Source organism: Dactylococcopsis salina PCC 8305, assembly GCF_000317615.1.
GTDB lineage: Bacteria > Cyanobacteriota > Cyanobacteriia > Cyanobacteriales > Rubidibacteraceae > Halothece > Halothece salina.
In genome coordinates this window covers 611746-635657 of record NC_019780.1, presented here as the reverse complement: position 1 = coordinate 635657, position 23912 = coordinate 611746, and the positions used below count along the sequence as shown (strand labels likewise).

Genomic DNA, 23912 nt, shown 5'->3' with positions numbered 1-23912 from the left:
AAGGGTTAAAACCTTATTGGTTGAGAGTTTGAGTTTGAGTCGGCAGACCCTAACTAGAGGTGGTTATTCAGGTTAAAATAAAATAAAAAATCAATATTATCAATAGTGATGGAGATTGATAAAGCGATTAAAGAACTAGAAAATGAGAAAAATATTAGATTTAATCGTTTAATGACAATCACTGAAAAATTTTTCGGCAAGCCAAGAAATCAAAGCTCAAGTCATTATCCATTTAAAGTGCCTTGGCAAGGAGAACCAAGAATTAATCTTCAAAAAGGAAAGGATGGCAAAGCCAAGCCCTACCAAGTTAAACAAGTTAGATTAGCTTTAATCAAACTAAAGAAAATTCAGCAAGAACAAAGCAATGATTGATATTAATGAGTATCTGAAAAACTATTCTTATCTTATTAAATATTCTCCAGAAGATGAAGCCTATTTAGCTAAATGTATAGAATTGGGTCTTCTTGCCCATGGAGATAGCCAAGAGGACGCAATTAAGGAAATTAAAGAAGCAGTTAGAGTTCATCTATTAATGCTATTAGAAGATGGTGACGAAATTCCAAAACCTAAATCAATTCTAGTTAGCAAGTTACAATAAATCCCCCCCCTTCGACAAGCTCAGGGTAAAACCTAGCCCCCCGATGATTGGGAGGGACAAGAAAGAGGTGGGTTTGGTATGAGGTTCGATCAATTTTTATCCCGTAAAATTAGTTAATTAATGCTGTTTCTTTTTAAGCTATTCTGTGACTCGTCATCCTTTTGATCAACTAGCCAAACAACTCCTAGAACAACTACTCACCCCTTGCGGAAAAGTAGAAATCTCCAAAGAAGTGCCAGGAGAACCCCGCTTCATTGATCTCTACTTTTCCCCGGAAGCTAACGTCACTCCTAATCAAGCCACCTTGGGAATTTTAGCAGCAATGGTTCAATCTCCAGGTTTATTTGAGCCGTTTCGGAATCCTCCCACCCTAGAAGAAATAGAAAGTTGTTTGCTCAAACGACTCTGGTTAGTTTCCGATTTACGTCGCCGTCAAGCCCTTAGTGCTACTAATGCTCCTGTTCTCTGGATTATTGCTCCCACCCTGAGCCAGAATTTACTCACCCGTTTGGGAGCGGTGAAAAAAGAAAATTGGCTGGAAGGGGTGTATGAATTAGCCCCAGCCTTTCAAACCGTGGTAATTGTCGTCCATCAACTGCCAAAAACCCCAGAAACCCTCTGGTTAAGACTGCTGGGAAAAGGAAGCGTTCAACAACAAGCCGTGGCGGAAGTAATCGCCCTACCAGAAGGAGATACTAGACGAACCGAAGCGTTAAGATTATTATCAGTATGGAAAATTATCGTCGAAGCTAATCCAGAACTCCCAGAAGGGGAGGAGGTAACTATGCCCTTGCCACAAGCGTTTATAGAATGGGAACAACAAGTTGAAGAGCGCGGGAAAAAAGAAGGGAAAAAAGAGGGAAGAAAAGAGGGAAGAAAAGCAGAAGCTCGATCGCTAGTCTGGCGACAACTCTCACGGCGCTTTGGAGACATTCCTTCCTCCGTTCAAAACCCAGATTGAGGAGTTAGAGATTGAGGAAACGGAAGCCCTTGCTGAAGCTCTGTTGGATTTTACCTCGATCGCTGATCTTCAGCGTTGGTTACAACAGAATGAGGGAGGAACAGAAGAATAATTATTCCCTTGATTAAAAATGGTTAGATCGAGCATCGATCGATTTTATCCCTTTCAAAGGGGGGACAAGAAAGAGGTGGGTGTAGTGTGAAATTCGATCGATGGTTGATCCCGTAAAATTAGTTAATTAATCCTTTTTCTTTTTAAGCTATTCTGTGACTCGTCATCCTTTTGATCAACTAGCCAAACAACTCCTAGAACAACTACTCACCCCTTGCGGAAAAGTAGAAATCTCCAAAGAAGTGCCAGGAGAACCCCGCTTCATTGATCTCTACTTTTCCCCGGAAGCTAACGTCACTCCTAATCAAGCCACCTTGGGAATTTTAGCAGCAATGGTTCAATCTCCAGGTTTATTTGAGCCGTTTCGGAATCCTCCCACCCTAGAAGAAATAGAAAGTTGTTTGCTCAAACGACTTTGGTTAGTTTCCGATTTACGTCGCCGTCAAGCCCTTAGTGCTACTAATGCTCCTGTTCTCTGGATTATTGCTCCCACCCTGAGCCAGAATTTACTCACCCGTTTGGGAGCGGTGAAAAAAGAAAATTGGCTGGAAGGGGTGTATGAATTAGCCCCAGCCTTTCAAACCGTGGTAATTGTCGTCCATCAACTGCCAAAAACCCCAGAAACCCTCTGGTTAAGACTGCTGGGAAAAGGAAGCGTTCAACAACAAGCCGTGGCGGAAGTAATCGCCCTACCAGAAGGAGATACTAGACGAACGGAAGCGTTAAGATTGTTATCAGTATGGAAAATTATCGTCGAAGCTAATCCAGAACTCCCAGAAGGGGAGGAGGTAACTATGCCCTTGCCACAAGCGTTTATAGAATGGGAACAACAAGTTGAAGAGCGCGGGAAAAAAGAAGGGAAAAAAGAGGGAAGAAAAGAGGGAAGAAAAGAGGGAAGAAAAGCAGAAGCCCAATCGCTAGTCTGGCGACAACTCTCACGGCGCTTTGGAGACATTCCTTCCTCCGTTCAAACCCAGATTGAGGAGTTAGAGATTGAGGAAACGGAAGCCCTTGCTGAAGCTCTGTTGGATTTTACCTCGATCGATGATCTTCAGCGTTGGTTACAACAGAATGAGGGAGGAACAGAAGAATAATTATTCCCTTGATTAAAAATGGTTAGATCGAGCATCGATCGATTTTATCCCTTGGCAAGGGGGGGACAAGAAAGAGGTGGGTGTAGTGTGAAATTCGATCGATGGTTGATCCCGTAAAATTAGTTAATTAATCCTTTTTCTTTTTAAGCTATTCTGTGACTCGTCATCCTTTTGATCAACTAGCCAAACAACTCCTAGAACAACTACTCACCCCTTGCGGACAAGTAGAAATCTCCAAAGAAGTGCCAGGAGAACCCCGCTTCATTGATCTCTACTTTTCCCCGGAAGCTAACGTCACTCCTAATCAAGCCACCTTGGGAATTTTAGCAGCAATGGTTCAATCTCCAGGTTTATTTGAGCCGTTTCGGAATCCTCCCACCCTAGAAGAAATAGAAAGTTGTTTGCTCAAACGACTTTGGTTAGTTTCCGATTTACGTCGCCGTCAAGCCCTTAGTGCTACTAATGCTCCTGTTCTCTGGATTATTGCTCCCACCCTGAGCCAGAATTCACTCACCCGTTTGGGAGCGGTGAAAAAAGAAAATTGGCTGGAAGGGGTGTATGAATTAGCCCCAGCCTTTCAAACCGTGGTAATTGTCGTCCATCAACTGCCAAAAACCCCAGAAACCCTCTGGTTAAGACTGCTGGGAAAAGGAAGCGTTCAACAACAAGCCGTGGCGGAAGTAATCGCCCTACCAGAAGGAGATACTAGACGAACGGAAGCGTTAAGATTGTTATCAGTATGGAAAATTATCGTCGAAGCTAATCCAGAACTCCCAGAAGGGGAGGAGGTAACTATGCCCTTGCCACAAGCCTTTTTAGAATGGGAACAACAAGTTGAAGAGCGCGGGAAAAAAGAAGGGAAAAAAGAAGGAAGAAAAGCAGAAGCCCAATCGCTAGTCTGGCGACTAATTTCACGGCGCTTTGGAGACATTCCTTCCTCCATTCAAACCCAGATTGAGGAGTTAGAGATCGAGGAAACGGAAGCCCTTGCTGAAGCTCTGTTGGATTTTACCTCGATCGCTGATCTTCAGCGTTGGTTACAACAGAATGAGGGAGGAACAGAAGAATAATTATTCCCTTGATTAAAAATGGTTAGATCGAGCATCGATCGATTTTATCCCTTTCAAAGGGGGGAACAAGAGGTGGGTGTGGTGTGAAATTTGATCGATGGTTGATCCCGTAAAATTAGTTAATTAATGCTGTTTCTTTTTAAGCTATTCTGTGACTCGTCATCCTTTTGATCAACTAGCCAAACAACTCCTAGAACAACTACTCACCCCTTGCGGACAAGTAGAAATCTCCAAAGAAGTGCCAGGAGAACCCCGCTTCATTGATCTCTACTTTTCCCCGGAAGCTAACGTCACTCCTAATCAAGCCACCTTGGGAATTTTAGCAGCAATGGTTCAATCTCCAGGTTTATTTGAGCCGTTTCGGAATCCTCCCACCCTAGAAGAAATAGAAAGTTGTTTGCTCAAACGACTCTGGTTAGTTTCCGATTTACGTCGCCGTCAAGCCCTTAGTGCTACTAATGCTCCTGTTCTCTGGATTATTGCTCCCACCCTGAGCCAGAATTTACTCACCCGTTTGGGAGCGGTGAAAAAAGAAAATTGGCTGGAAGGGGTGTATGAATTAGCCCCAGCCTTTCAAACCGTAGTAATTGTTGTCCATCAACTGCCAAAAACCCCAGAAACCCTCTGGTTAAGACTGCTGGGAAAAGGAAGCGTTCAACAGCAGGCTGTGGCGGAAGTAATCGCCCTACCAGAAGGAGATACTAGACGAACCGAAGCGTTAAGATTGTTATCAGTATGGAAAATTATTGTCGAAGCGAATCCAGAACTCCCAGAAGGGGAGGAGGTAACTATGCCCTTGCCACAAGCCTTTTTAGAATGGGAACAACAAGTTGAAGAACGTGGGAAAAAAGCAGAAGCTCGATCGCTAGTCTGGCGACAACTCTCACGGCGCTTTGGAGACATTCCTTCCTCCGTTCAAACCCAGATTGAGGAGTTAGAGATTGAGGAAACTGAAGCCCTTGCTGAAGCTCTGTTAGATTTTACCTCGATCGATGATCTTCAGCGTTGGTTACAACAGAATGAGGGAGGAACAGAAGAATAATTATTCCCTTGATTAAAGATGGTTAGATCGAGCATCAATCGATTTTATCCCCCCCTTCAACAAGCTCAGGGTAAAACCTAACCAGCCTTTGAAAGGGGGAACTCGGATTCACTATTCCCACAATCTCCGTCGGGGAGAGCCATTTAAGCGCTGATGGGTGTCTTCTAACAGACGGGGAATGTCTAAGTTTTCGGGACAACGAGGGAGACAATCACCGCATTCAGTACAACGGTTTCCCTTGTTTCCCCAAAACCAATGACCAGCATTTTCAAACATTCCATAGCGATATTGACCGAAATTTTCCATTTCATACGCAACCGCTAGATTTCGTAACCGTAAGATTTCAGGAATATTGATCACTTCTGGACAGGGTAAACATTCATAACATTGACTACATTTTTCCGTTCCCAAAGCGGTTTCTAACTGGTTTTCTAAACGAGTCAATACGGTTTTTTCTTCTGTGGTGAGAGGAAAAGTCTGATCCGCAACTGCTAAAGCTGGGGATAATTCTGAAGGATTCGCCGCCCCTAAACTCAGAGTTGTGATTCGTGGATCACTGAGGAGAAAGCGATAGTTTAAGGTTTGTGGGGAAAAAGGGGCGCACAGGTGTTGTAGTTTTTCTGGGGGAGCATACAGTTGTCCCCCTTTATCTGTGGGGGAAATAATGAAAATCCCCATATCTAGATCATGAGCAAGGGCGATCGCGCGTTCATTGCGTTGCCAAAAGTAGTAATAATGAAGGTTAATGAAGGAGAATAATTCTGTTTTTAGGGTGGCGAGGATAATCTCTAAGGGCGCATGAGTGGAAAACCCAATATTGCCGATTTTTCCCTGTGTTTGCGCTTTCTGGAGAGGGGCTAAACAGTTGTTTTCTCCTGTTACCCATTGGTAATGTTCCCAAGTGTTAATGCCATGAATCGCAACTTGATCAATGTAATCCACTTGTAAACGCTTGAGACTCTTTTCTAGCTCAATTTCGATTTTTTTCGGGTCTGGAGTCGGAGAGAGTTTTGTGGTTAGGTAAATTTCGTTTCTCGATCGAGGCGTTTGTTGCAGTGCATCACCAATGTATTGTTCACTTTCACCATAAGCGCTGGCGGTTTCGATGTGGTTAATTCCCGATTGAAGAGCCTTTTGGAGAGTGGCGATAAACAAAGATGAATCACTTAAACCTCGCATTGTTCCCAAAGAGAAAACCGAAAGGGGAAGATTAGTTTTTCCGAACCGCCGATATTCCATGATTAACTAGATTCTTCGTTGTTTTTGGAGGATTGTCCGCGAATAAAGTCTTCTGGTCTCAGATTAGAAATAAATTCTTTGAAGGCTTTTTTCTCTTCTTCGTCTGCGTCTCGATCGACGGGAATTGACGCTTCCACAATCACTTCTTCCATCACCCAAATCGGGCTACGGGTGCGAACCGCGATCGCGATCGCATCACTAGGACGACAATCAATTTCACGGGTGTTTTCTCCCTGTTGCAGACAAAGCAAGGCATAAAAGGTATTATCCTGTAAGGCATGAATAATGACACGAGTAACGCTCATTTCCCAAGCATCCAAGACATTCACCATTAAATCATGGGTGAGGGGACGCGGTGGGGTTTGTCCCTCGATCGCGCCCATAATTGCTTTTGCTTGATCCTGTCCAATATAAATCGGTAACGCCCTACGTTCGGAACTATCTTTTAAAAGCGCGATCGGACTTCGGGTTATAGCATCTAAGGCAATCCCAGCAACTTTCATTTCAATCATCAGCTTCGCCTCTTTCCACTGCTTTCAGCATTGAGTTTTACATCCAAGCGATGCGGTACACTAATTTTAAGCACCGATCATCCCCTATTGTACTTTCTTCCTCACCTCTTATTTATCATACTCCGATACTCATGTTTACTGGATTAATTCAAGCACAAGGCATTATTCAAGAATTGGGAGGCGATCGATTTAAGATTACCATTCCCCCAGGACATACCCATCCCCTCCTCGATGAAATGATTATGGGTGATAGTGTCGCCGTTGATGGCGTTTGTCTCACCGTAGAAAACCTTTTACCCGATGGCTTCATCGCCACTGCTTCCCCAGAAACCCTCAACCGAACCACTCTTGGTAGTCGCGGTGAGGCAAGTCATTATGTCAACCTTGAACCCTCTCTAAAAGTTGGCTCGAAATTAGGCGGACATTTTGTCACAGGTCACGTTGACGGGGTGGGATGTGTCTTAAAATTGATCGCGACCGATCGCGCCTGGGAAATAACTTTTGGTCCACTGAACGCATTGGCGACAGTATGGGAAGAAAACATTGCTCCTTATATTATCCCGAAAGGAAGTATTGCGATCAATGGGATTAGTTTAACGATCGCCGAATGTGATCCCAATGGGAGTTGGTTTCAATGTGCCGTGATTCCTGTTACCTATCAAGAAACGAACCTCTCTAGTTTGCAGGAAGGAAACTGGGTTAATTTAGAAAGTGATATTTTAGGAAAATACGTCAATAAACTGCTTCATCATCGTTCTAGCAACAATTCCGACAGTGAAATCAGCTTCTCTTTCCTCGCTGAACATGGTTATATTTAGTGCCTCCTGAAAAAAAAGTCCATTGGTTGGTTGAGTAAGGCAAGAGGCAAAAGGCAAAAGGCAAGAGGCAAGTTGCCTTAGGCAAGAGGCAAGAGGGTTGAACAATCAATGAACTTGCGTTTTTACTCAGATATTAATCGCCTCAAATCCTTATTTGGTAAAACTTGCAGCTTCCCAACAGCAAACCCTGTTTAGAAAACAAATATTTCGGTTTAAAAATGAGTGGAAGAGAGTTACAATTTCAGCCCTTAAAATTTATTGATCTGTTTGCTGGTATCGGAGGGTTTCATTATGGATTACATGATCTAGGGTTACAATGCGTTTTTGCCAGTGAACTCGATCGAAAAGCGCGAGAGACTTATGAACATAATTTTAAGCAGATTTCTCCTCAACTTTTCACAGGAGAAACGCAACCGTTGTTTAATCAAGATATAACACAACAAGATTTTAATTTAATTCCAGACCATGATGTTTTATGTGGTGGGTTTCCTTGTCAACCGTTTTCTATTGCGGGTTATCGCAAGGGATTAAAAGATCAAGGAAGAGGAGATTTATTCTTTACAATTTTAGAAATTATTCGGAGAAAAAAGCCTGCTGTAATTTTCTTAGAAAATGTCAAGAATTTATTGAGTCATGATCAGGGGAAAACTTATAATTATATGAAAACATTAATCAGTGAAGAAGGATATTATGTAACAGAGAAAGTTCTCAATACAATGACCTATGGAAACCTCCCACAAAATCGAGAACGGTTGTATATTTTAGGATTTAAAAGTAAAATTGCATATTCCCATTTTGCGTTCCCTCAACCCGTTCCTTTAACTACTGAATTTCGATCGATGCTGGAGAATAAAGAAATTGATGATTACTTTTATTATAACAATAAACCTTTATATGAACGCTTAAAAAAGGAAGTGGTTAAAACGAATACAGTTTACCAGTGGAGAAGGGTTTATGTGCGAGAAAATAAAAGGGGAGTCTGTCCGACTTTAACCGCAAATATGGGAACAGGGGGTCATAATGTTCCAATTATTAAAGATGAAAAAGGGATTAGAAAATTAACGCCATTAGAATGTTTAAGATTACAGGGATTTCCCAAAGAGTTCACTTTTCCAGAAACTCTCTCTAGAGGAAACCAGTATAAACAAGTAGGAAATGCGGTTTCAGTTTCAGTTGTGAAATCGATCGCGCAACAAATCAAATTACAGTGTATTAATTAGGGGTTGCTGAAAAAGTCCATTGGTTGGTTTAGTAAGGCAAAAGGCAAGAGGCAAGAGGCAAAAGGCAAAAGGCAAAAGGCAAGAGGCAAGAGGGTTGAACAATCAATGAACTTGCGTTTTTACTCAGATATTAATCGCCTCAAATCCTTATTTGGTAAAACTTTCAGTTTCCCAACAGCAAGCCCTAATTAAAAGTACCATCAAAATTAATTTTACACTGAGGAGTATTAGGAGCAAAATCACAAGTATAAGTAGCTAAACAATCTTGTTGTTGACTAATCACTTGTAGATTATAATTAGATTCACGAGCAACTGTTCCAAGCTGATTAACAAAGCGATATTTTCCTAAATAATCTAAACCATTCCAAAACCGATTATTAACAATAATATCAATCACTTTTTTGTTTTTATTTGCGATCCAATTTATCACTAATTTGCCATCAAATGGATCATTTTTTTCCACAGCCCACCATAAACTCGGCTTGGTGATTTCAGTTTGGGAAGGAGTTTTGGCGCTGATGATTTCCGCTTCGGTTTGAGTGTCTCTGGCTTGAATTTGAAAGCCAACTTGAAAGTCATCAGATGAGGATAAATTACAAGTTTGATTAACTGTTTGAGCGTTGGCTATTGGGGTTAAGTTTCCTAAAATTAAGCAGGATAAGGAAACCAGTACAATTGTCTTTTTTCGTTTCATACTTGGAAAAAGTGGGATTAAAAAAAGTTGGGTTTTGTCACCCTACAGTTTACTTTTCCCCCCAATCATCGGGGGGGGTAGGGGGGATTTAATGACTAATTGATGTTGGGTTTCGTTACCCTCCACCCAACCTACGGTTGACTACTCCACCCAACATACGGTTGACATAAATTTTAACGCAATCATTAAATTGGCTTGTGTCCATAAGAGAGGAGTCGCGTCACTGGGAACATATTTCTCTCCTTCTCTATGATAAAGTTCAGGACATTTATAAGCACCAAATTCGCTATCCTTTCCCGTAATTTGTCCTAATGAACGGTTGAGATAATGGGTTTGTTGTTGAAGGTTATTTGAGCGAGGATTTTCTTGATATTTTTGTCCAAAAATTGCTGATATAATCGGATCAAAAATACACCATTGCGCTTCTTCGCCAGGTTGTAAAAATGCGTCTCGTTTTTCAATTTCGTTACTAAAGTCGGCGGTGCGTTCCTTTTGGCTTAAAATGCTTTTATAGTTGGGAAACCAGAAAGAATCTCCTAAATAACGTTTAATTCCATAGTTTCCTTCTAAGTTTTCTAAAACCCGATCGAGCAGGGTTTCTCTCATGGTTTTGGAGACAACATTTAAAGGATAAATCAAAAACAATAACGCCCCGTCATATTCCCGTTTTTTCTTGGGATCATCTTGAATACATTCGGCTGGAAGAATACGATTTAGTGCTGCGTTTCCTTGTTGAATTAATTCTTCTAAAAGACGAGGAGTAATCACAATTCCATTATACTGACAGCAGTGGGCGACAAAATCAGCATTAAAATTCAGTTGTTTTAATGCTTTTAAACCCGCTATCACACAGCCGATACTAGAAGCGGAAATTTTGCGAGTTTCTTCCCAATGTCCACTATCTTCATCTTGCCAAAATTCGATCGCCCTAAAGTAAAGAGGAAACAGTGCTAAGGTTTCCACATCCGACTCACTAACTTTAATTAACCCTTCTCGCGCGAGGAGACAATAAAACCATAAAAAGTAACCTAACGCATCATTTTGAGCGTGGGGCCAGTCTTCTGAGTTTTCTTCTAAAGTGTTACCATTAAACCGAATGTGAGGACGATTCATTACATTTTTTGCTAAACTCGGTTGTTGAATAATGGCTTCAAAGCGCGATCGATGCTTTGTAAAATACCGCATCAAAGTTTGTGCATTTTTTGTCGCAATATCGGTTTTTCCCCACACATAATGAGCATGAGCAACATGAACATTATCACGCACCCAAACATTAGAATAACCCGTATATTCGGTGTTTTCATCCAGCATCGCCGCTGGAAATAAACCGTTTTTTAGTGTCGAAAATTTGAGGGTGTTTTGTTTTTGCAAAAAGGCGAATATTTCTTGTAGATCAGACTTACTGTAATTTCGTTTTAAGAAGTTGAGTAATTGTTCATTCTGAATCAGTAGCATGAGTTTTCTTTCACTTTCTAAATGATCAATTAAGTAGGGATCAATTCTTTTCCCTGCTTATTAAGGGGGATTGGGGGGGATCAACTCTTTTCCCCCCTTAATAAGGGGGGTTAGGGGGGATCAACTTTGATCAGAAAAGTTAGAGGAAATCAAATCCTCAATCATTCCTACAACTCCTGTAAAATTCTGTAAGACCTCTTCATTATTAAATCGAATCACCCTTAACCCATACCCTTGTAAAACCTCAGTCCTTTCTCGATCGTATTCCTGAGCATTTTCAGTGTAATGACTCTCACCATCAATTTCTATCACTAACTTTAATTTTGGACAATAAAAATCAACAATAAATTGCTCGATCGGGCGCTGTCGATAAACACGATGGGGAAAATTTCTGAGATATTCAAACCAAATTTTCCTCTCAGCTAAAGTCATGTTTTTTCTTAATTCTTTAGCTCTTGAGACTAATTTTTTATTGTAAGGTAAGTAAGACATTGATCAGTTTTGATCCCCCCAACCCCCCTTCCATAAGGGGGGCTTTTACGGTTACTTCTTTTTGAAAGTTTAGCGCGATCGAGTTTGATCCCCCCAACCCCCCTTCCATAAGGCAGGGCTGTTTCATTCTCGGGGTCAAAATTGAATGCGATCGCCTGAACCCCTTATTGTACGTTCGATCGAACGCTTTTTCTTACTTTTTGGCTTTTTCTTAACAAAAAAGCCGTAAAACCCCTGCTATTCCTAACATCTGGAAAAGGCAAAAAAATAGAATGAAACAGCCCTGCCTTCCATAAGGGGGGCTTTTACGGTTACTTCTTTTTGAAAGTTTAGCGCGATCGAGTTTGATCCCTCCAACCCCCCTTCCATAAGGGGGGCTTTTACGGTTACTTCTTTTTGAAAGTTTAGCGCGATCGAGTTTGATCCCCCCAACCCCCTTCCATAAGGGGGGCTTTTACGGTTACTTCTTTTTGAAAGTTTAGCGCGATCGAGTTTGATCCCCCCAACCCCCCTTCCATAAGGGGGGCTTTTACGGTTACTTCTTTTTGAAAGTTTAGCGCGATCGAGTTTGATCCCCCCAACCCCCCTTCCATAAGGGGGGCTTTTACGGTTACTTCTTTTTGAAAGTTTAGCGCGATCGAGTTTGATCCCCCCAACCCCCCTTCCATAAGGGGGGCTTTTACGGTTGCTTCTTTTTGAAAGTTTAGCGCGATCGAGTTTGATCCCCCCAACCCCCCTTCCATAAGGGGGGCTTTTACGGTTGCTTCTTTTTGAAAGTTTAGCGCGATCGAGTTTGATCCCCCCAACCCCCCTTCCATAAGGCAGGGCTGTTTCATTCTCGGGGTAAAATTGTAAATGTAAAGCGCGATCGCGATAATAAATCAGTAGCGCGATCGCGCATTTCTAGAAAAATTTCTGATATGTCTAGTTTAATCAGTTACTTAAAACAAGTCAAGGACTGGCGCGATCGCAGTGGACAAAGACATCCCCTATGGTGGGTACTTTTCATTGTTATTCTTGGTTTAATGATGGGTAACTTAAGTTACCGAGACTTAGCTGCCTTTGGAAAAAATAAGCATTACTACCTCACTCGTTTAGGAAAATCTCCTAAGCTAAAGTCGCCATCTTATTCAACAATTAGAAGAGCCATGATGGGAGTAGATAATAATGATTTAATTCAAGTTTTTAACCAATGGGCTGCTCAATTATCTTCCCCAGATGAACTTTCTAATTGGATCGCGATTGATGGTAAAAGTATTAAGTCAACTTTAACTGATACCTACGGAAATAAGCAGAATTTTGCTTCAATTGTCTCTTGGTTTAGTCAGGACAATGGGTTAGTTTTAGCTCTAGAAAAATTAGAGAATAAAAAGACTTCAGAAATTTACTGTGTTCGAGAGATGGTGAATAACACGCCTTTATCAAATCAAGTTTTGACTCTGGATGCAGTTCACTGTCAAAAAGAAACAATTAAAACGATTAATCGCTCTCGTAATGATTATGTAATTGCGGTGAAGAAAAATCAACCGAAATTGTACAACCGTTTAGAAGAAATCGCTCATAATCAGATTTCTGATCAGGAAGATATTCGAACAGAAACGAGTCACGGACGACAAGTTACTCGAACCGTATCTGTCTTTAGAATTCCAGAAACTCTTCAAGAAATTTGGATCAGTAGTCAGTGTTTTATCAAAGTAGAAAGGAAAGGCACTCGAAAAAATAGCCTTATCATCAAATTGTTTATTATTTAAGTAGTTGTTACCAAACGGCTCAAAATTTTAGTAAAAAGATTCAGGGACATTGGGGAATTGAGAACCAACTACATTGGGTTAAAGATGTTATTTTTTCTGAAGATGTTTCCCCGGTACACCATCTTCAGTCAGCAGTCAACTTTTCAGTATTAAAAACCATTTGTCTTAATCTTTTCAGACTATTAGGCTTTTTATCAGTTACTGAAGCCCGAAGATGGCTTGGAGAGAGGCTTTGGCTACTACCCATTTTGATAGAATGAAACAGCCCTGCCTTCCATAAGGGGGGCTTTTACGGTTACTTCTTTTTGAAAGTTTAGCGCGATCGAGTTTGATCCCCCCAACCCCCCTTCTTCCATAAGGGGGGCTTTTACGGTTACTTCTTTTTGAAAGTTTAGCGCGATCGATTCCTTAATTTTCCCCCCTTGATAAGGGGGGTTAGGGGGGATCGATTCTTCCCCCCTTGATAAGGGGGGTTAGGGGGGATCGATTCTTCCCCCCTTGATAAGGCAGGGCTGTTTCATTCTATTTTTTTGCCTTTTCCAGATGTTAGGAATAGCAGGGGTTTTACGGCTTTTTTGTTAAGAAAAAGCCAAAAAGTAAGAAAAAGCGTTCGATCGAACGTACAATAAGGGGTTCAGGCGATCGCATTCAATTTTGACCCCGAGAATGAAACAGCCCTGCCTTGATAAGGGGGGTTAGGGGGGATCGATTCTTTCCCCCCCTTAATCAGTGAGGGGGGATAAACTATTCAGGAACGACAAAAACCGCAGCTGTGCGAGGGGGAACTTCAAACTCGCCGCTACTTATCTGAAAATTAGCAGACTTAACCCGATCATCTCGTGAATTGGCTTGTACTGGATGTAATACCATTGGCGTACCAGCAAACTCCGAAACCTTGATTTTCTGAGCAAACTTATCCGCGTTGAACAAAGCAACAATTTTCTGATAATTCGGGTCTAAATTTTCTCCCACTGTGTCATCAAGAGACATCACAATTAAACCATCTTTCTGATTTTGTCCCATATTATGGAATTTAACCCGTTGTTCAATTGCTTCTTTCGTTCGTAAACGGAATAAGGGAGAACTGCGCCGAATTTTGAGAACTTCTTGGAAATGAGTCGCATTATCCAAAATCTGCTCTTTTTTCGGGTCAAATTTGGAATTTTTCAGCATCGGTGACATGATTCCCCAACGTTCCTGATTACTCCACGCGGGTGGTAATCCCACGCCAAAGTTACTTTTGGTGTAAGTAAAATCAACTCGATTAAACCAGTCTCCAGAATCATAACTATTATGATCCAAAGATTTAGAACGTAAGAGATCACTTCCCATTTGGAAAAATGGAATCCCCTGACTGAAAGCAACAAGACTCAACCCTAAATTTTGAGCGCGGACTCGTTCACTCATACTGGTGACGGCGGTTCCAGATTTACCCAAAGGCATTTTGAACATATTTAAGTCAAACAGCGTTTCGTTGTCATGTTTGGAAATGTAATTAATGCTTTCTTGGGGGTCTTTTGTGTAGCCAGTTCCCTGTAATTCAATACCAGAGACTTGATTGTTATTTTGGTCGGTAATACGGAAGTCTTGGAGACTACCCGCCAGATTAATCCGCAGTCGGTCACTGGTGGTGCGAAGATTATTCCGAAAACGTCTTTCGTAGAAATAGCCATTCCAGTCGTAGGATTGACCGTTGATAAACCCTTGACGGTGGATTTCTTGGGGGTTGGTTGAATAACCGCCATGAACCACATCTCGAATTTTATCGTTAAATGTGCCGATACCCGTACCAGCCATGTTGTATTGGTTGGCGTGATGGAGTCCTTTTCCTTTTGCTGAACCGAAATCCCAGCCTTCTCCATAAACATAGATGCTTTCCCCATCCACACCGTCTTGTTCTACATTGAGACGGTTTAAGGTGTCTCGCAAATGATCCATGTTTTTAACGGTGTGCAGGTTCATTAAGTCGAAGCGGAAACCATCAACTTTGTAGGCTTTTGCCCAACGAAGAATCGTATCTACCATGAGTTTTTCCATCATCTCAAACTCGGTAGCAGTATCAGGACAACAACTGGAGTTTTCCTGATCGCCTTCGTTGTTATAACGGTGATAGTACCCAGGAACGACTTTATCGAGGACGGCTTGGGTATAAAGTCCGTTAGCGAAGGTGTGATTATAAACCACATCCATCACCACTCTTAATCCACTTTGGTTGAGGGATTGTACCATCTTCCGAAATTCAAGGATGCGGGTGGTGTCGTTTTGCGCGGTGGCATAACTTCCTTCAGGAACGCCATAGTGATAGGGATCATATCCCCAGTTAAAGCTATCATTGCCACGAGTTGAACCGATGATGGCTTGTTGTTGAACGGAGTCTCGTCCAAAACTTTCGAGGAGGTTCGGATCAGGGTTAAGTCGGGCTTGGGTATTTTCTTCGACGGAAGCAAAATCAAAAGCAGGTAAAAGATGGATATGGGTTAATCCAGCTTCGGCGAGTTTCGTGAGGTGTTTCATCCCGTCGGAGAAGGGTTTGCCATTTTGCCCGTTATAGCTGAAGGCGTTAAATGTCCCTCGATCGACCTCAGCAACGGTTAAATCATCGCGACTAAAGTCTCGCACATGGACTTCATAAATTGCCATGTCTTCGGGTGCGTCTAATGGCGGTTTCGCTATCTGATTCCAACCCTCTGGTTTCAAACTCGGATCGTCATAGATATCGACAATCTGGCTGAAACGACTATCTTGAGAGAGATTCACCGAATAAGGATCGGTGACAAAATTTTTCTCTACTTTGCCAGTAAAGGGAACATACACTTCTACTTCGTAAAGATAATACTGTTTATCCCAGCTTCGATCGCCCACTACTGTCCAGACTCCTGTTTGGGGATCAAAGTTCATTTCCGATGGAGTAGAAGAAGCATTGGGACTCGCATTTTCATAGCGATGGAGGGTGACGGATTTCGCCGTTGGGGCCCACACTTTGAGGGCGGGTGTTCCCTGATTGTAAACCACCCCTAGCTCACCAGAATAGTTATACAGATCATCAAGAACCCCTTGTAACTGAATCCCTGTCGCATCGATCAGCTTACCGTTTTCATCATACGCCGCGATCGCGCTTTCACTTTTCAAAATTGCTGAGATTAAAGGCTTGACGGCGGAAGGAACTTGCCAGGCTTGATAACCATTAATATGGGGAAAGTTTTCATAACTATCCCAAGATAAAGTTTCACCACCTGTTAAATTAATCCCATCACCACTTCGCACTGGCACCATTAAATTACCACTTGGCGCGTAATGTAACTCATAAGTTACACCTTCCTCTTGATTCCAAGCAATATTTTTTTGGTCTAACCACATAGCTTGTCTTCTTTCTGGCGCGTTGGGAACGGGGCTAATGGTAAGACGACCATTGCCGCCACTTTGCCAGCGTACTGTAGAAGTTTTCTCTTCCGCGCAGCGAGTGGTATATTCATATAACCCTGTGTCAGGAGAAATTACGGCGCGATACTCATCGTTATCGTTAGCATCGCCAATGTAGGACATCGGGGTCATATTGACGGTTTGCCAATCGCCGCCAAAACGCTTCACTTCTCCCCAGTAAAGGGTACAAACAATGTCGCTCCCCTGTCCATAAGAACCCGTTACGCCTTCTTTATACACTTGGGTATAAACGCTAAAGGATTCTCCTGTGGGGAGAATAATGTTGGAAGTGCCAGAGGGAAACATATTTCCCACCCAATTTAAAGTAGAAAAGTTGGAATCAGCACAAGCAGGCTGACCCCAACTAAAAAATAAACTAATAATGCTGACGAGAATCAGTCTTTTCCAAGAACTCAATTTAGGGGCATTATGCCCCCAATTACTTACTTTTGACAGTCTTTTGGTCATTAGGTTACGGACGGTATTTTTCAGTGTAGAATGGCTCATCATTGAAGCCAGTCCGCTTGATGGGTGCTTCATCGGGAATGTCTGTTGCTGGTACGGGTTGATAACCGTCAGCTTGGACTAAACCCACAACCCCATAAGCGTCCAAAGAAAACTCTACCTTATGATCTTGCGCTTGGGTATAGGTCGGATTGTTTCCTTCACCGCCGTAAATTTCTCGATCGCTGTCTAAAGCAATCTCAAATTTCGCCTCTTCGGGGAAGACAGGGAGCGCGTAATTCTCGATCGCGTGATCCCCTAAATTCGTCACCGCATAAACCCGTTGTCCCGTTTCGTAGTCGATGCGCTCAAAGACAATCACTTTATTTTCGTGATCGACCCAGTGCAACATATTACGGTGCATATTATAAGGAGCAAACGCGGGTTGAGAACGGAAAAATCGTTTCATATCCCCTTGAAACTGCACCATTTGCGCCACTTCTGGCTTCGTCAATTGCGACCAGTCCACAGGTGAATTGCTGTTTAAGTTCCCTTCTTGCATTGTCCACAGTTGGAACATATCTAAATAATAGGAACTAGCAAACATGGTTAATGCTGACCAAGAACGAATTTTCTGGTTATGTTCTCCCCCATCTATGGCATCTGCTAAATAGCGACCTCTTGCTTGGAAGGAGTTTCCTGGATTGGCAAACTCATCATGGTTGCCTGGATAATATAACATCGCCAAAGACCAATCTTCGGAAAGCATATGGTCTAATTTCCAAGTGTCGATTTCCTCGGTATATTTCAGCAGATTTTCCGTAAACCAGAGATAAAACCGATCGCTGTAAGTGGTGAGTAAGCCAGCACCACCCGCATCCCGCGATCGATTCAAGATTGGATCACCGAAGTAACCTTCTCCAATCACTACCGCTTGTGGGCGATAAGCATCAACCGCTTCCGTCAACTCTCGGAGAAACTCTCGTCCATTCGGTTGAGCATCAATTCCATTGACATTATCAATCCGCAAGCCATCAAACCCATAATCAATCAAATTCACCAAACCAGCATCAATGAGATTTTGACGAACTTCTGGAGTGTAATTAAAGCGACGAGTTCCCCATTCCGTCAAATTTCCCGCATATAATTCGTTTCCATCTTCTCCCACATACTGAGAAAATCCCACAGGAGCAAATTCACGGGGAGGATTATTCCCACGCGGGGAATAGTGACTATAAACCACATCTAATAACACCGCAACATCAGTTTCATGGAACGCATCAATCATCTGACGCAATTCATCGGGACTTCCAAAGTCGGGATGTTTCCCATAAAAACTAATCGTTTGATAGCTATAACGCCAGTCTGGAAGATATTCCGCGTCAGGTTGCCAGAAATCAACATGGGTATCCAGAGGCATAAATTCCACTGTGTTATAGCCTAATTTTGCCATTGCTTCCGGTAAACCACATTCGCGGACAAAATTGTATAAACGGGGAATATGTTCTTCTCCCGTATCCCCATAAAAACCAGAATGGGGGTTTTGACATTGCCATTTTAAGGCGAGAGAGAGAACATCAGCTTCTGCGATCGTTAATTGTTTTCCTCTCAAATCCAAAGGAGAAGGCTGTTCCTGATTCTGATTAGCAGTGGGTTTCCAGAAAATAGAATTAAGTTGCTCACTGCTGAGAGTATCATAGAAGCGTTCATTAAATGCGGGAGTGGAGAGCATCGTAGCCCCTAAATCTAACCGTTGCTCGCCATCTTGATCCACAAGCCGATATTGTTTTTTATGGTAGTCATCTGGCGGAAGCGTTACCGCGTGGATATGGGGATTTTTGGCGGTGGGTTGCAATTGATAGTCCGCTAAATTTTCCGCTTCTCCCCAGTTATTGAAATCACCAATCACGTGCAAGCGCTCAAAATCATTTCCTACTAGCACTCGTAACGTTACCGAACCATCATCATGGAATCTTGTTCCCACTTGCGGCTCAAACTGATTGTATTTGGGTTGTTGATCCAGTTTTTCTACCGAAGCTAGACGCAATTTTTCCACATCTGGGCTCACCACTGGCTTTTTCGCCATGGGAGCAAAATCGTTGATTTCTCTGGCAGAGAGACGAGTTAAATTATTAATATCTTTAATTCCCAGATAGCGCAACTGAGAGAAAGTTGGCTCTGAGACCAATTCCGCTTCTTCTTCTGTTTCTCCTTCAGGGACGTTGATGATTAAATTTTGTAACGTCTTGATGATTCTCATCACACTTTCTCGGAGTGTGTTTAAAACGCCAGACCAAAAGGAACTCAAATCGTTACCATTATTATCATTAAAGGCAACCTGCAACCCTTGCCCTAGATTATTGATTTTAACCGTTAGCGGTTCTTGGTCAGCATCAGAGGAGACATTTGAGTTGCTCTTGGTTGCTGACCGTTGCTCAACTGTCGGTTCTGCTAGTTGCGAGGGTTGTTCTGTTGAAGCAATTTGAAACACCAATTGCATCTCCTCGTTGCTGAAATCTCTAGCGAGGTCTGGCGTTGGTGAAACGACATTTAATTGGTAAGCTAACCACAGTGAAATAAAATCCATTTATTATATCTTTGTAATTTATGTAACCAAACTTGTAATTACTTCAGCACAATTCCTCAACAACCATGAGGACGTTTGCTCAAGTTAGGTTTATTATACTTAACATACCGTTAAAAATAAAAATATTTTCTTAACAAACACAGCTAGACCATTGAGATTATGCAAACTAAAAGCAACTTTCTATTATCAAAACTTATCAAGGGCGATCGCAGCGCCATCAAGAATGAGGAATGGGAATCAGGCTATTGCGCCCAATATCTCTCGCAAGTAACCGCCGTATTTTCCGATGACACGGTGAATCTAAAACTGGCGGTTTATCTCCCAGGGGGCGAACAAAATCCCAACGCTTTCACAGTGGAAGTCAAAGCAACGCAAGAATGGCAACCGTTAAATCCACCAGATGGAGAGCATTCTGCTTGGTGGCTAGAATTAGAAGCAATTGCGATCGGAACGCAGTTGCAATTTCGCTACAAGCAAGAGGGAGGAGACTGGCAACTGATCGCGCCTTTAAATCATCTTGCCAGTTGCTACGAGAAAATTTATGTGCCGCAGTTGCGTCATCAGTGGGAACATGATCCTCCCGCAATTAAACAGGGTCGCATTTTGATGGAAACCACTTTAGAAGGCTTGTTGGCTGGGTATAAAGGGGGAAAATATGCACCGAATAATCAACGAGAAGATTTAGCCAATCAATCTCTAGCGAGTCGCATTCTACAAACAGATATCCCTGGCAGTTTGGCAGAATTAGCAGTGGATGAGATTATGGTTGCGGTTAGCTCTTCTGTCGCCGATCGAAGCCATCTTAACCCCAAATACAACTATCTCACCTATAATTTTGTTGATCTCGATTGGCAAATCGGCACACCGCAAGAATTTAAACGCCTCGTCGATCGATTCTACGGCGAACAAATTCAAATCATCCCCGATCTGATTTTTGCTCACCAAGTGCGAAACCCGTTTCCAGGTTCGATGGATCAAATCAACCCCCCTCAATCCCCCCTATTAGGGGGGAAGCAAGGGGGGTTTGTGGATTACGAAGCCTATCTCTTCCGAGATTATGGCACTTGGATGTTAAATCTCGCGCTTCCCGAAATTCGACGAATGTTGATTGAGAAGATTGTGAGTTTTATCAAAACCTATCGTCTCAAAATCATTCGCATTGACTACATTGATGGCTTAATTCTCCAATACTGCCAACGAGATTACAATCATGCCGAACAATTTCTGCGAGAATTAAAAGCAGAGTTGAGAGAGTCTTGTCCAAACTTGATTACCCTCGGAGAAACCTTTGAAGTCTCTCAAAATGAAGTCGTCCAAGACTTTATTGATGTGTTTTACGCGCCCATGGGATTTTCGATCGTTGAGGAATTATACAAACCCGTCGGAAAACGAGATCATCATCTTGCCCCCAATATTGGTTTAATTGCCGATCATGTGCGGAATGTGGTGCAATCTCAACGTCCAGAAGCAGTTTATGCCCAATTACACGACGAAACCTGGTATTGTCCCCATATTATGGCAGGTCGTCCCCATGTGGATTGGGCTTATGGTGGACATCCAGCACAGTTAGCGAAAAATCAAGGCAATGAATTAGTGGAAATGGGAGCATTAGATGCTCATCATCTATTAGACTATGTTCGTCGCACCGTGCGAAATGCTGAAGCCTTAACGATGTTTATTGCTCGTGAGCGCTATATGTTTACCCCTGGTGTGGATGCCTTGAGTTTAGGGGCATTAGATGATCCTGATCAATGGAAGATGCAATGGGAAGGCGCATCGATCGCGCAATTGGAAACATGGCAAAAAACGGGTTTATCCAGTCGTACCATTTACCATTTCCATGAACAGCATCGCCACGATATGATCCAACTGCGTCAGATATTTCGCCGTTACACTAAACTTGATGTCAATAGCGGTCGATCGCTCATCTTTCCTGAAATGAATCACTGTAACGGCTTTGCCTCTCTAATCAGTGTTTTCCGTCGCAGCCATTACCGCAAAGACGACTCCCTGATGATTATCTTCAACTTGGGAACACAAACCTTTGAAGGGGAACACACCTACGAATTACCGATTCCCGAAGGATTCACCGGTTATTGGGAAGTGTTATTTGATGGAGAAGCATTAAGCAAAGCCTCGCAGCCGCATCTCCAGGAATTTCAAACCACCACCCCCTACAATCCAGGAACACTTGTAAAAACCACTCAGGGAGAGTATTCCAACGTAGCAGATATAATTCCCTTAAAAATTGGCGCAAGAAGTATCGTCGTTTTGAAATATCGGGAAAATTAAACCCAAAAAAAAGAGACGTACCGTAATACGTCTCTTCCTTCTTTCCCCCCTTTCTAAGGGTGTCTTAGCTAAAAGAAGCACCGCTTCGATCGTAAGAATTACGGAAGCTAGGTTGGGGTTGTCCTTGAATATGTCCCCAATACTGGGCGCTATCAACATCCATACCAATTTCAGACGCAGCCCGTCCTAGCATAGACTGTTGACGATTTTTAATCATTTTGTGGTGACGCATCATTAAAGCGCGAGCTTGTTGTTCTGCAGACATAACCTTTCTCCTTTATCTATGTATTAATTAAAGATATTTTTTGCTCATGTGTTCACTATAACACGAAATTCTGTATCTGTTGTTACAAAACTCAGATTATTTTATTAAGGATTGTAAACATTTTCGGTTCGCTCCATCAGATAAAAAGTAGGTTGGGTGGAGCGAAGCGAAACCCAACACCAATCAGTGACCAGTTAAGCAGTGACCAGTGACCAGTAGTTTTCAAACTTAATTAGTAATACCATGCGTGAACAATACACCCAACCTACGCTCTTGGTGTTGGGTTTCATTTCCTTACACCCAACCTACGCTCTTGGTGTTGGGCTTCATTTCCTTACACCCAACCTACTAGGTTTTATTTGGGAAAGAGAGGACAGCTTGCTATGCTAAATAAACTGTAGATTAAGTAAAACTAAAACCTGATTGTGACAGCGACATCTAATCAAACCTTACGGACTCCGTTATTCGATCGAATCATCCAACAGAAAGCTCGTATCACCGAATTTGCTGGCTGGGAGATGCCAGTTCAGTTTTCTGGTTTAAAACCCGAACATTCTGCCGCGCGCGAAAGCGTAGGAATGTTTGATATTTCCCACATGGGAAAATTTCTCCTCTCTGGAGAGAATCTCACCGAACAACTGCAATTTTTAGTCCCCTCCGACTTATCTCGTCTTCAACCTGGGGAATCTCAATACACCGTCTTACTCAACCCTCAAGGCGGCATCATTGACGACTTCATCTTTTACTATCAAGGGGATAACCGCGCCGTTGCCATTGTTAACGCTGCTACCACTGACAAGGATAAAAACTGGCTGTTAGAAAACTTGCAAGATACCTCAGTTCAATTAGAAGATGTATCTCAAGAGAGAATTTTACTCGCTATACAAGGACCGCAAGCCATTGCGACGCTCACTGATCTTGTTGAAGGAGAGATAGCAACGCTTAAAGCCTTTGGTCATACAGAAGTTTCTGTCTTTGGGGAAAAAGCCTTTGTCTCGCGTACTGGCTACACTGGTGAAGATGGCGTGGAAATCATGCTTCCTGTCAATGCGGGACAACAATTGTGGGATACTCTCATCGCGAAAGGTGTTACCCCTTGTGGTTTAGGCGCACGGGACACCTTACGTTTAGAAGCGGCTTTATCTTTATACACTCAAGATATTGATGACACCACGACTCCCATCGAAGCTGGACTGGGTTGGATTGTTCACCTGAACAGTAAAAAAGACTTTATTGGACGGGAAGTCTTAGCCGAACAAAAAGAAGAAGGGGTAAAGCGGCGTTTAGTGGGAATCGAAATGCAGGGACGCGGCATTGCTCGCCATGATTACCCAATTTTATGTGAAGGAGAAGAAGTGGGAATCGTGACCAGTGGCACTTTATCACCCACTCTCGGGAAAGCCATTGCTCTCGGTTATGTCCCTCAATCTCTCTCAAAAGTAGGACAAGCTCTAGAAATCGACATTCGGGGCAAAAAATATCCCGCCGTCGTGGTGAAAAAACCTTTCTATCGCACCAATACCCCTCCGCCGAAACGATAATCGCATTTCTAGGGTCAAGAGAGACGTTCTAGGGAGCGTCTCTATAATTAGGGCTTACTGAATAAACCTAAAACCTTTATCCAATCAGCTTTTAAGGCTCTTAATGCTTTGAAAAAATGCAAGGGAGAAATGGGAGACAAGGGAGACAAGGGAGCAATGGGAGACAAGGAAGACAAAGAAGACAAGGAAGACAAGGGAGCGATTTTTCTCCCCCATCTCCCCCATCTCCCCATCTCCCCATCTTCCCCATCTTCCCCATCTCCCCATCTTCCCCATCTCCCCCCATCTCCCCCATCTCCCCTTTTG

General features: G+C 42.7%; 24 protein-coding genes. 14 read left to right on the top strand and 10 right to left on the bottom strand.

Annotated elements, in window-relative coordinates; genetic code table 11:
* The first annotated feature begins 108 nt into the window (after positions 1–108).
* The 7 genes from DACSA_RS03230 to DACSA_RS03205 all read left to right on the top strand — a co-directional run bounded on the left by DACSA_RS03230 (position 109) and on the right by DACSA_RS03205 (position 4876).
* Entirely contained in the window at positions 109–372 is a 264-nt protein-coding gene (locus tag DACSA_RS03230; RefSeq protein ID WP_015228405.1) for a hypothetical protein, read from the top strand.
* The gene (locus tag DACSA_RS03225; RefSeq protein WP_015228404.1) at positions 365–598 is read left to right on the top strand and encodes a type II toxin-antitoxin system HicB family antitoxin; all 234 of its coding nucleotides are present in this window, start codon (positions 365–367) and stop codon (positions 596–598) included. Before DACSA_RS03230 ends, DACSA_RS03225 begins: the two co-directional genes overlap by 8 nt.
* A gap of 145 nt (positions 599–743) precedes the next feature.
* A complete protein-coding gene (locus DACSA_RS03220) occupies positions 744–1559 on the top strand; it encodes a hypothetical protein (protein WP_015228403.1) in 816 nt (271 codons plus the stop codon).
* Positions 1522–1671 carry a DUF4351 domain-containing protein gene (locus DACSA_RS21935; RefSeq protein ID WP_232225182.1) on the top strand — a complete coding sequence of 50 codons (150 nt, stop codon included), beginning with the start codon at positions 1522–1524 and terminating at the stop codon, positions 1669–1671. The genes DACSA_RS03220 and DACSA_RS21935 overlap by 38 nt, the downstream gene beginning before the upstream one ends.
* 154 nt (positions 1672–1825) lie before the next feature.
* Positions 1826–2764, top strand: coding sequence for a DUF4351 domain-containing protein (locus DACSA_RS03215; protein ID WP_015228402.1), 939 nt, complete (start codon positions 1826–1828; stop codon positions 2762–2764).
* A 155-nt stretch (positions 2765–2919) separates the two neighbouring features.
* Positions 2920–3834: a DUF4351 domain-containing protein gene (locus tag DACSA_RS03210; protein WP_015228401.1), complete on the top strand. Its 915-nt coding sequence runs from the start codon at positions 2920–2922 to the stop codon at positions 3832–3834.
* 151 nt (positions 3835–3985) lie between these two features.
* Positions 3986–4876: a DUF4351 domain-containing protein gene (locus DACSA_RS03205; protein WP_015228400.1), complete on the top strand. Its 891-nt coding sequence runs from the start codon at positions 3986–3988 to the stop codon at positions 4874–4876.
* A gap of 111 nt (positions 4877–4987) precedes the next feature.
* Here DACSA_RS03205 and DACSA_RS03200 read toward each other — a convergent pair whose 3' ends face one another.
* A complete protein-coding gene (locus DACSA_RS03200) occupies positions 4988–6115 on the bottom strand; it encodes an aldo/keto reductase (protein WP_015228399.1) in 1128 nt (375 codons plus the stop codon).
* Positions 6116–6117: 2 nt separating this feature from the next.
* Positions 6118–6627: a bifunctional nuclease family protein gene (locus DACSA_RS03195; RefSeq protein ID WP_015228398.1), complete on the bottom strand. Its 510-nt coding sequence runs from the start codon at positions 6625–6627 to the stop codon at positions 6118–6120.
* A 131-nt stretch (positions 6628–6758) separates the two neighbouring features.
* Between DACSA_RS03195 and ribE the strand changes: the two genes are divergently transcribed.
* The 3 genes from ribE (at position 6759) to DACSA_RS03180 (ending at position 8857) form a co-directional block, all read left to right on the top strand.
* Positions 6759–7445, top strand: coding sequence for a riboflavin synthase (gene ribE, locus DACSA_RS03190; protein ID WP_015228397.1), 687 nt, complete (start codon positions 6759–6761; stop codon positions 7443–7445).
* A 218-nt stretch (positions 7446–7663) separates the two neighbouring features.
* Positions 7664–8665 (top strand): DNA (cytosine-5-)-methyltransferase, encoded by a 1002-nt coding sequence (gene dcm, locus DACSA_RS03185; RefSeq protein ID WP_015228396.1) that lies wholly within the window; start codon positions 7664–7666, stop codon positions 8663–8665.
* Positions 8666–8668: 3 nt separating this feature from the next.
* Positions 8669–8857: a hypothetical protein gene (locus DACSA_RS03180; RefSeq protein WP_041235283.1), complete on the top strand. Its 189-nt coding sequence runs from the start codon at positions 8669–8671 to the stop codon at positions 8855–8857.
* Here DACSA_RS03180 and DACSA_RS03175 read toward each other — a convergent pair.
* The 4 genes from DACSA_RS03175 to DACSA_RS03160 form a co-directional block, all read right to left on the bottom strand.
* Positions 8850–9359, bottom strand: coding sequence for a hypothetical protein (locus tag DACSA_RS03175; protein ID WP_015228395.1), 510 nt, complete (start codon positions 9357–9359; stop codon positions 8850–8852). The genes DACSA_RS03180 and DACSA_RS03175 overlap by 8 nt on opposite strands.
* A gap of 141 nt (positions 9360–9500) precedes the next feature.
* A complete protein-coding gene (locus tag DACSA_RS03170) occupies positions 9501–10814 on the bottom strand; it encodes a glycoside hydrolase family 15 protein (protein WP_015228394.1) in 1314 nt (437 codons plus the stop codon).
* 120 nt (positions 10815–10934) lie between these two features.
* Positions 10935–11306: an endonuclease domain-containing protein gene (locus DACSA_RS03165; protein ID WP_015228393.1), complete on the bottom strand. Its 372-nt coding sequence runs from the start codon at positions 11304–11306 to the stop codon at positions 10935–10937.
* A gap of 404 nt (positions 11307–11710) precedes the next feature.
* Positions 11711–12142, bottom strand: coding sequence for a hypothetical protein (locus DACSA_RS03160; RefSeq protein ID WP_198007622.1), 432 nt, complete (start codon positions 12140–12142; stop codon positions 11711–11713).
* An 84-nt stretch (positions 12143–12226) separates the two neighbouring features.
* Here DACSA_RS03160 and DACSA_RS03155 point away from each other — a divergent pair, with 84 nt between their 5' ends.
* Together DACSA_RS03155 and DACSA_RS22400 are read left to right on the top strand one after the other, a co-directional pair.
* Positions 12227–13057 (top strand): ISAs1 family transposase, encoded by an 831-nt coding sequence (locus tag DACSA_RS03155; protein ID WP_269544680.1) that lies wholly within the window; start codon positions 12227–12229, stop codon positions 13055–13057.
* Positions 13042–13317: an ISAs1 family transposase gene (locus DACSA_RS22400; RefSeq protein WP_332248599.1), complete on the top strand. Its 276-nt coding sequence runs from the start codon at positions 13042–13044 to the stop codon at positions 13315–13317. The genes DACSA_RS03155 and DACSA_RS22400 overlap by 16 nt, the downstream gene beginning before the upstream one ends.
* Before the next feature lie 484 nt (positions 13318–13801).
* Here DACSA_RS22400 and pulA read toward each other — a convergent pair whose 3' ends face one another.
* Positions 13802–16987: a pullulanase-type alpha-1,6-glucosidase gene (pulA, locus tag DACSA_RS03150; protein ID WP_232225178.1), complete on the bottom strand. Its 3186-nt coding sequence runs from the start codon at positions 16985–16987 to the stop codon at positions 13802–13804.
* Complete coding sequence (locus tag DACSA_RS03145; protein ID WP_015228389.1) at positions 16950–19508, bottom strand: alpha amylase C-terminal domain-containing protein; 2559 nt, start codon at positions 19506–19508, stop codon at positions 16950–16952. The genes pulA and DACSA_RS03145 overlap by 38 nt, the downstream gene beginning before the upstream one ends.
* Positions 19509–19667: 159 nt before the next feature.
* On the opposite strand from DACSA_RS03145, the gene DACSA_RS03140 reads away from it, so the two are divergent.
* The gene (locus DACSA_RS03140; RefSeq protein WP_015228388.1) at positions 19668–21800 is read left to right on the top strand and encodes a hypothetical protein; all 2133 of its coding nucleotides are present in this window, start codon (positions 19668–19670) and stop codon (positions 21798–21800) included.
* Between the two features lie 64 nt (positions 21801–21864).
* On the opposite strand, the gene DACSA_RS03135 is transcribed toward DACSA_RS03140, so the two are convergent.
* Positions 21865–22065: a hypothetical protein gene (locus DACSA_RS03135; protein WP_015228387.1), complete on the bottom strand. Its 201-nt coding sequence runs from the start codon at positions 22063–22065 to the stop codon at positions 21865–21867.
* A gap of 425 nt (positions 22066–22490) precedes the next feature.
* On the opposite strand from DACSA_RS03135, the gene gcvT reads away from it, so the two are divergent.
* Positions 22491–23606, top strand: a complete 1116-nt coding sequence (gene gcvT / locus DACSA_RS03130; protein WP_015228386.1) for a glycine cleavage system aminomethyltransferase GcvT — start codon at positions 22491–22493, stop codon at positions 23604–23606.
* Positions 23607–23653: 47 nt separating this feature from the next.
* Here gcvT and DACSA_RS20165 read toward each other — a convergent pair whose 3' ends face one another.
* Positions 23654–23800 (bottom strand): hypothetical protein, encoded by a 147-nt coding sequence (locus tag DACSA_RS20165; RefSeq protein ID WP_156800630.1) that lies wholly within the window; start codon positions 23798–23800, stop codon positions 23654–23656.
* Positions 23801–23912 lie beyond the last annotated feature (112 nt).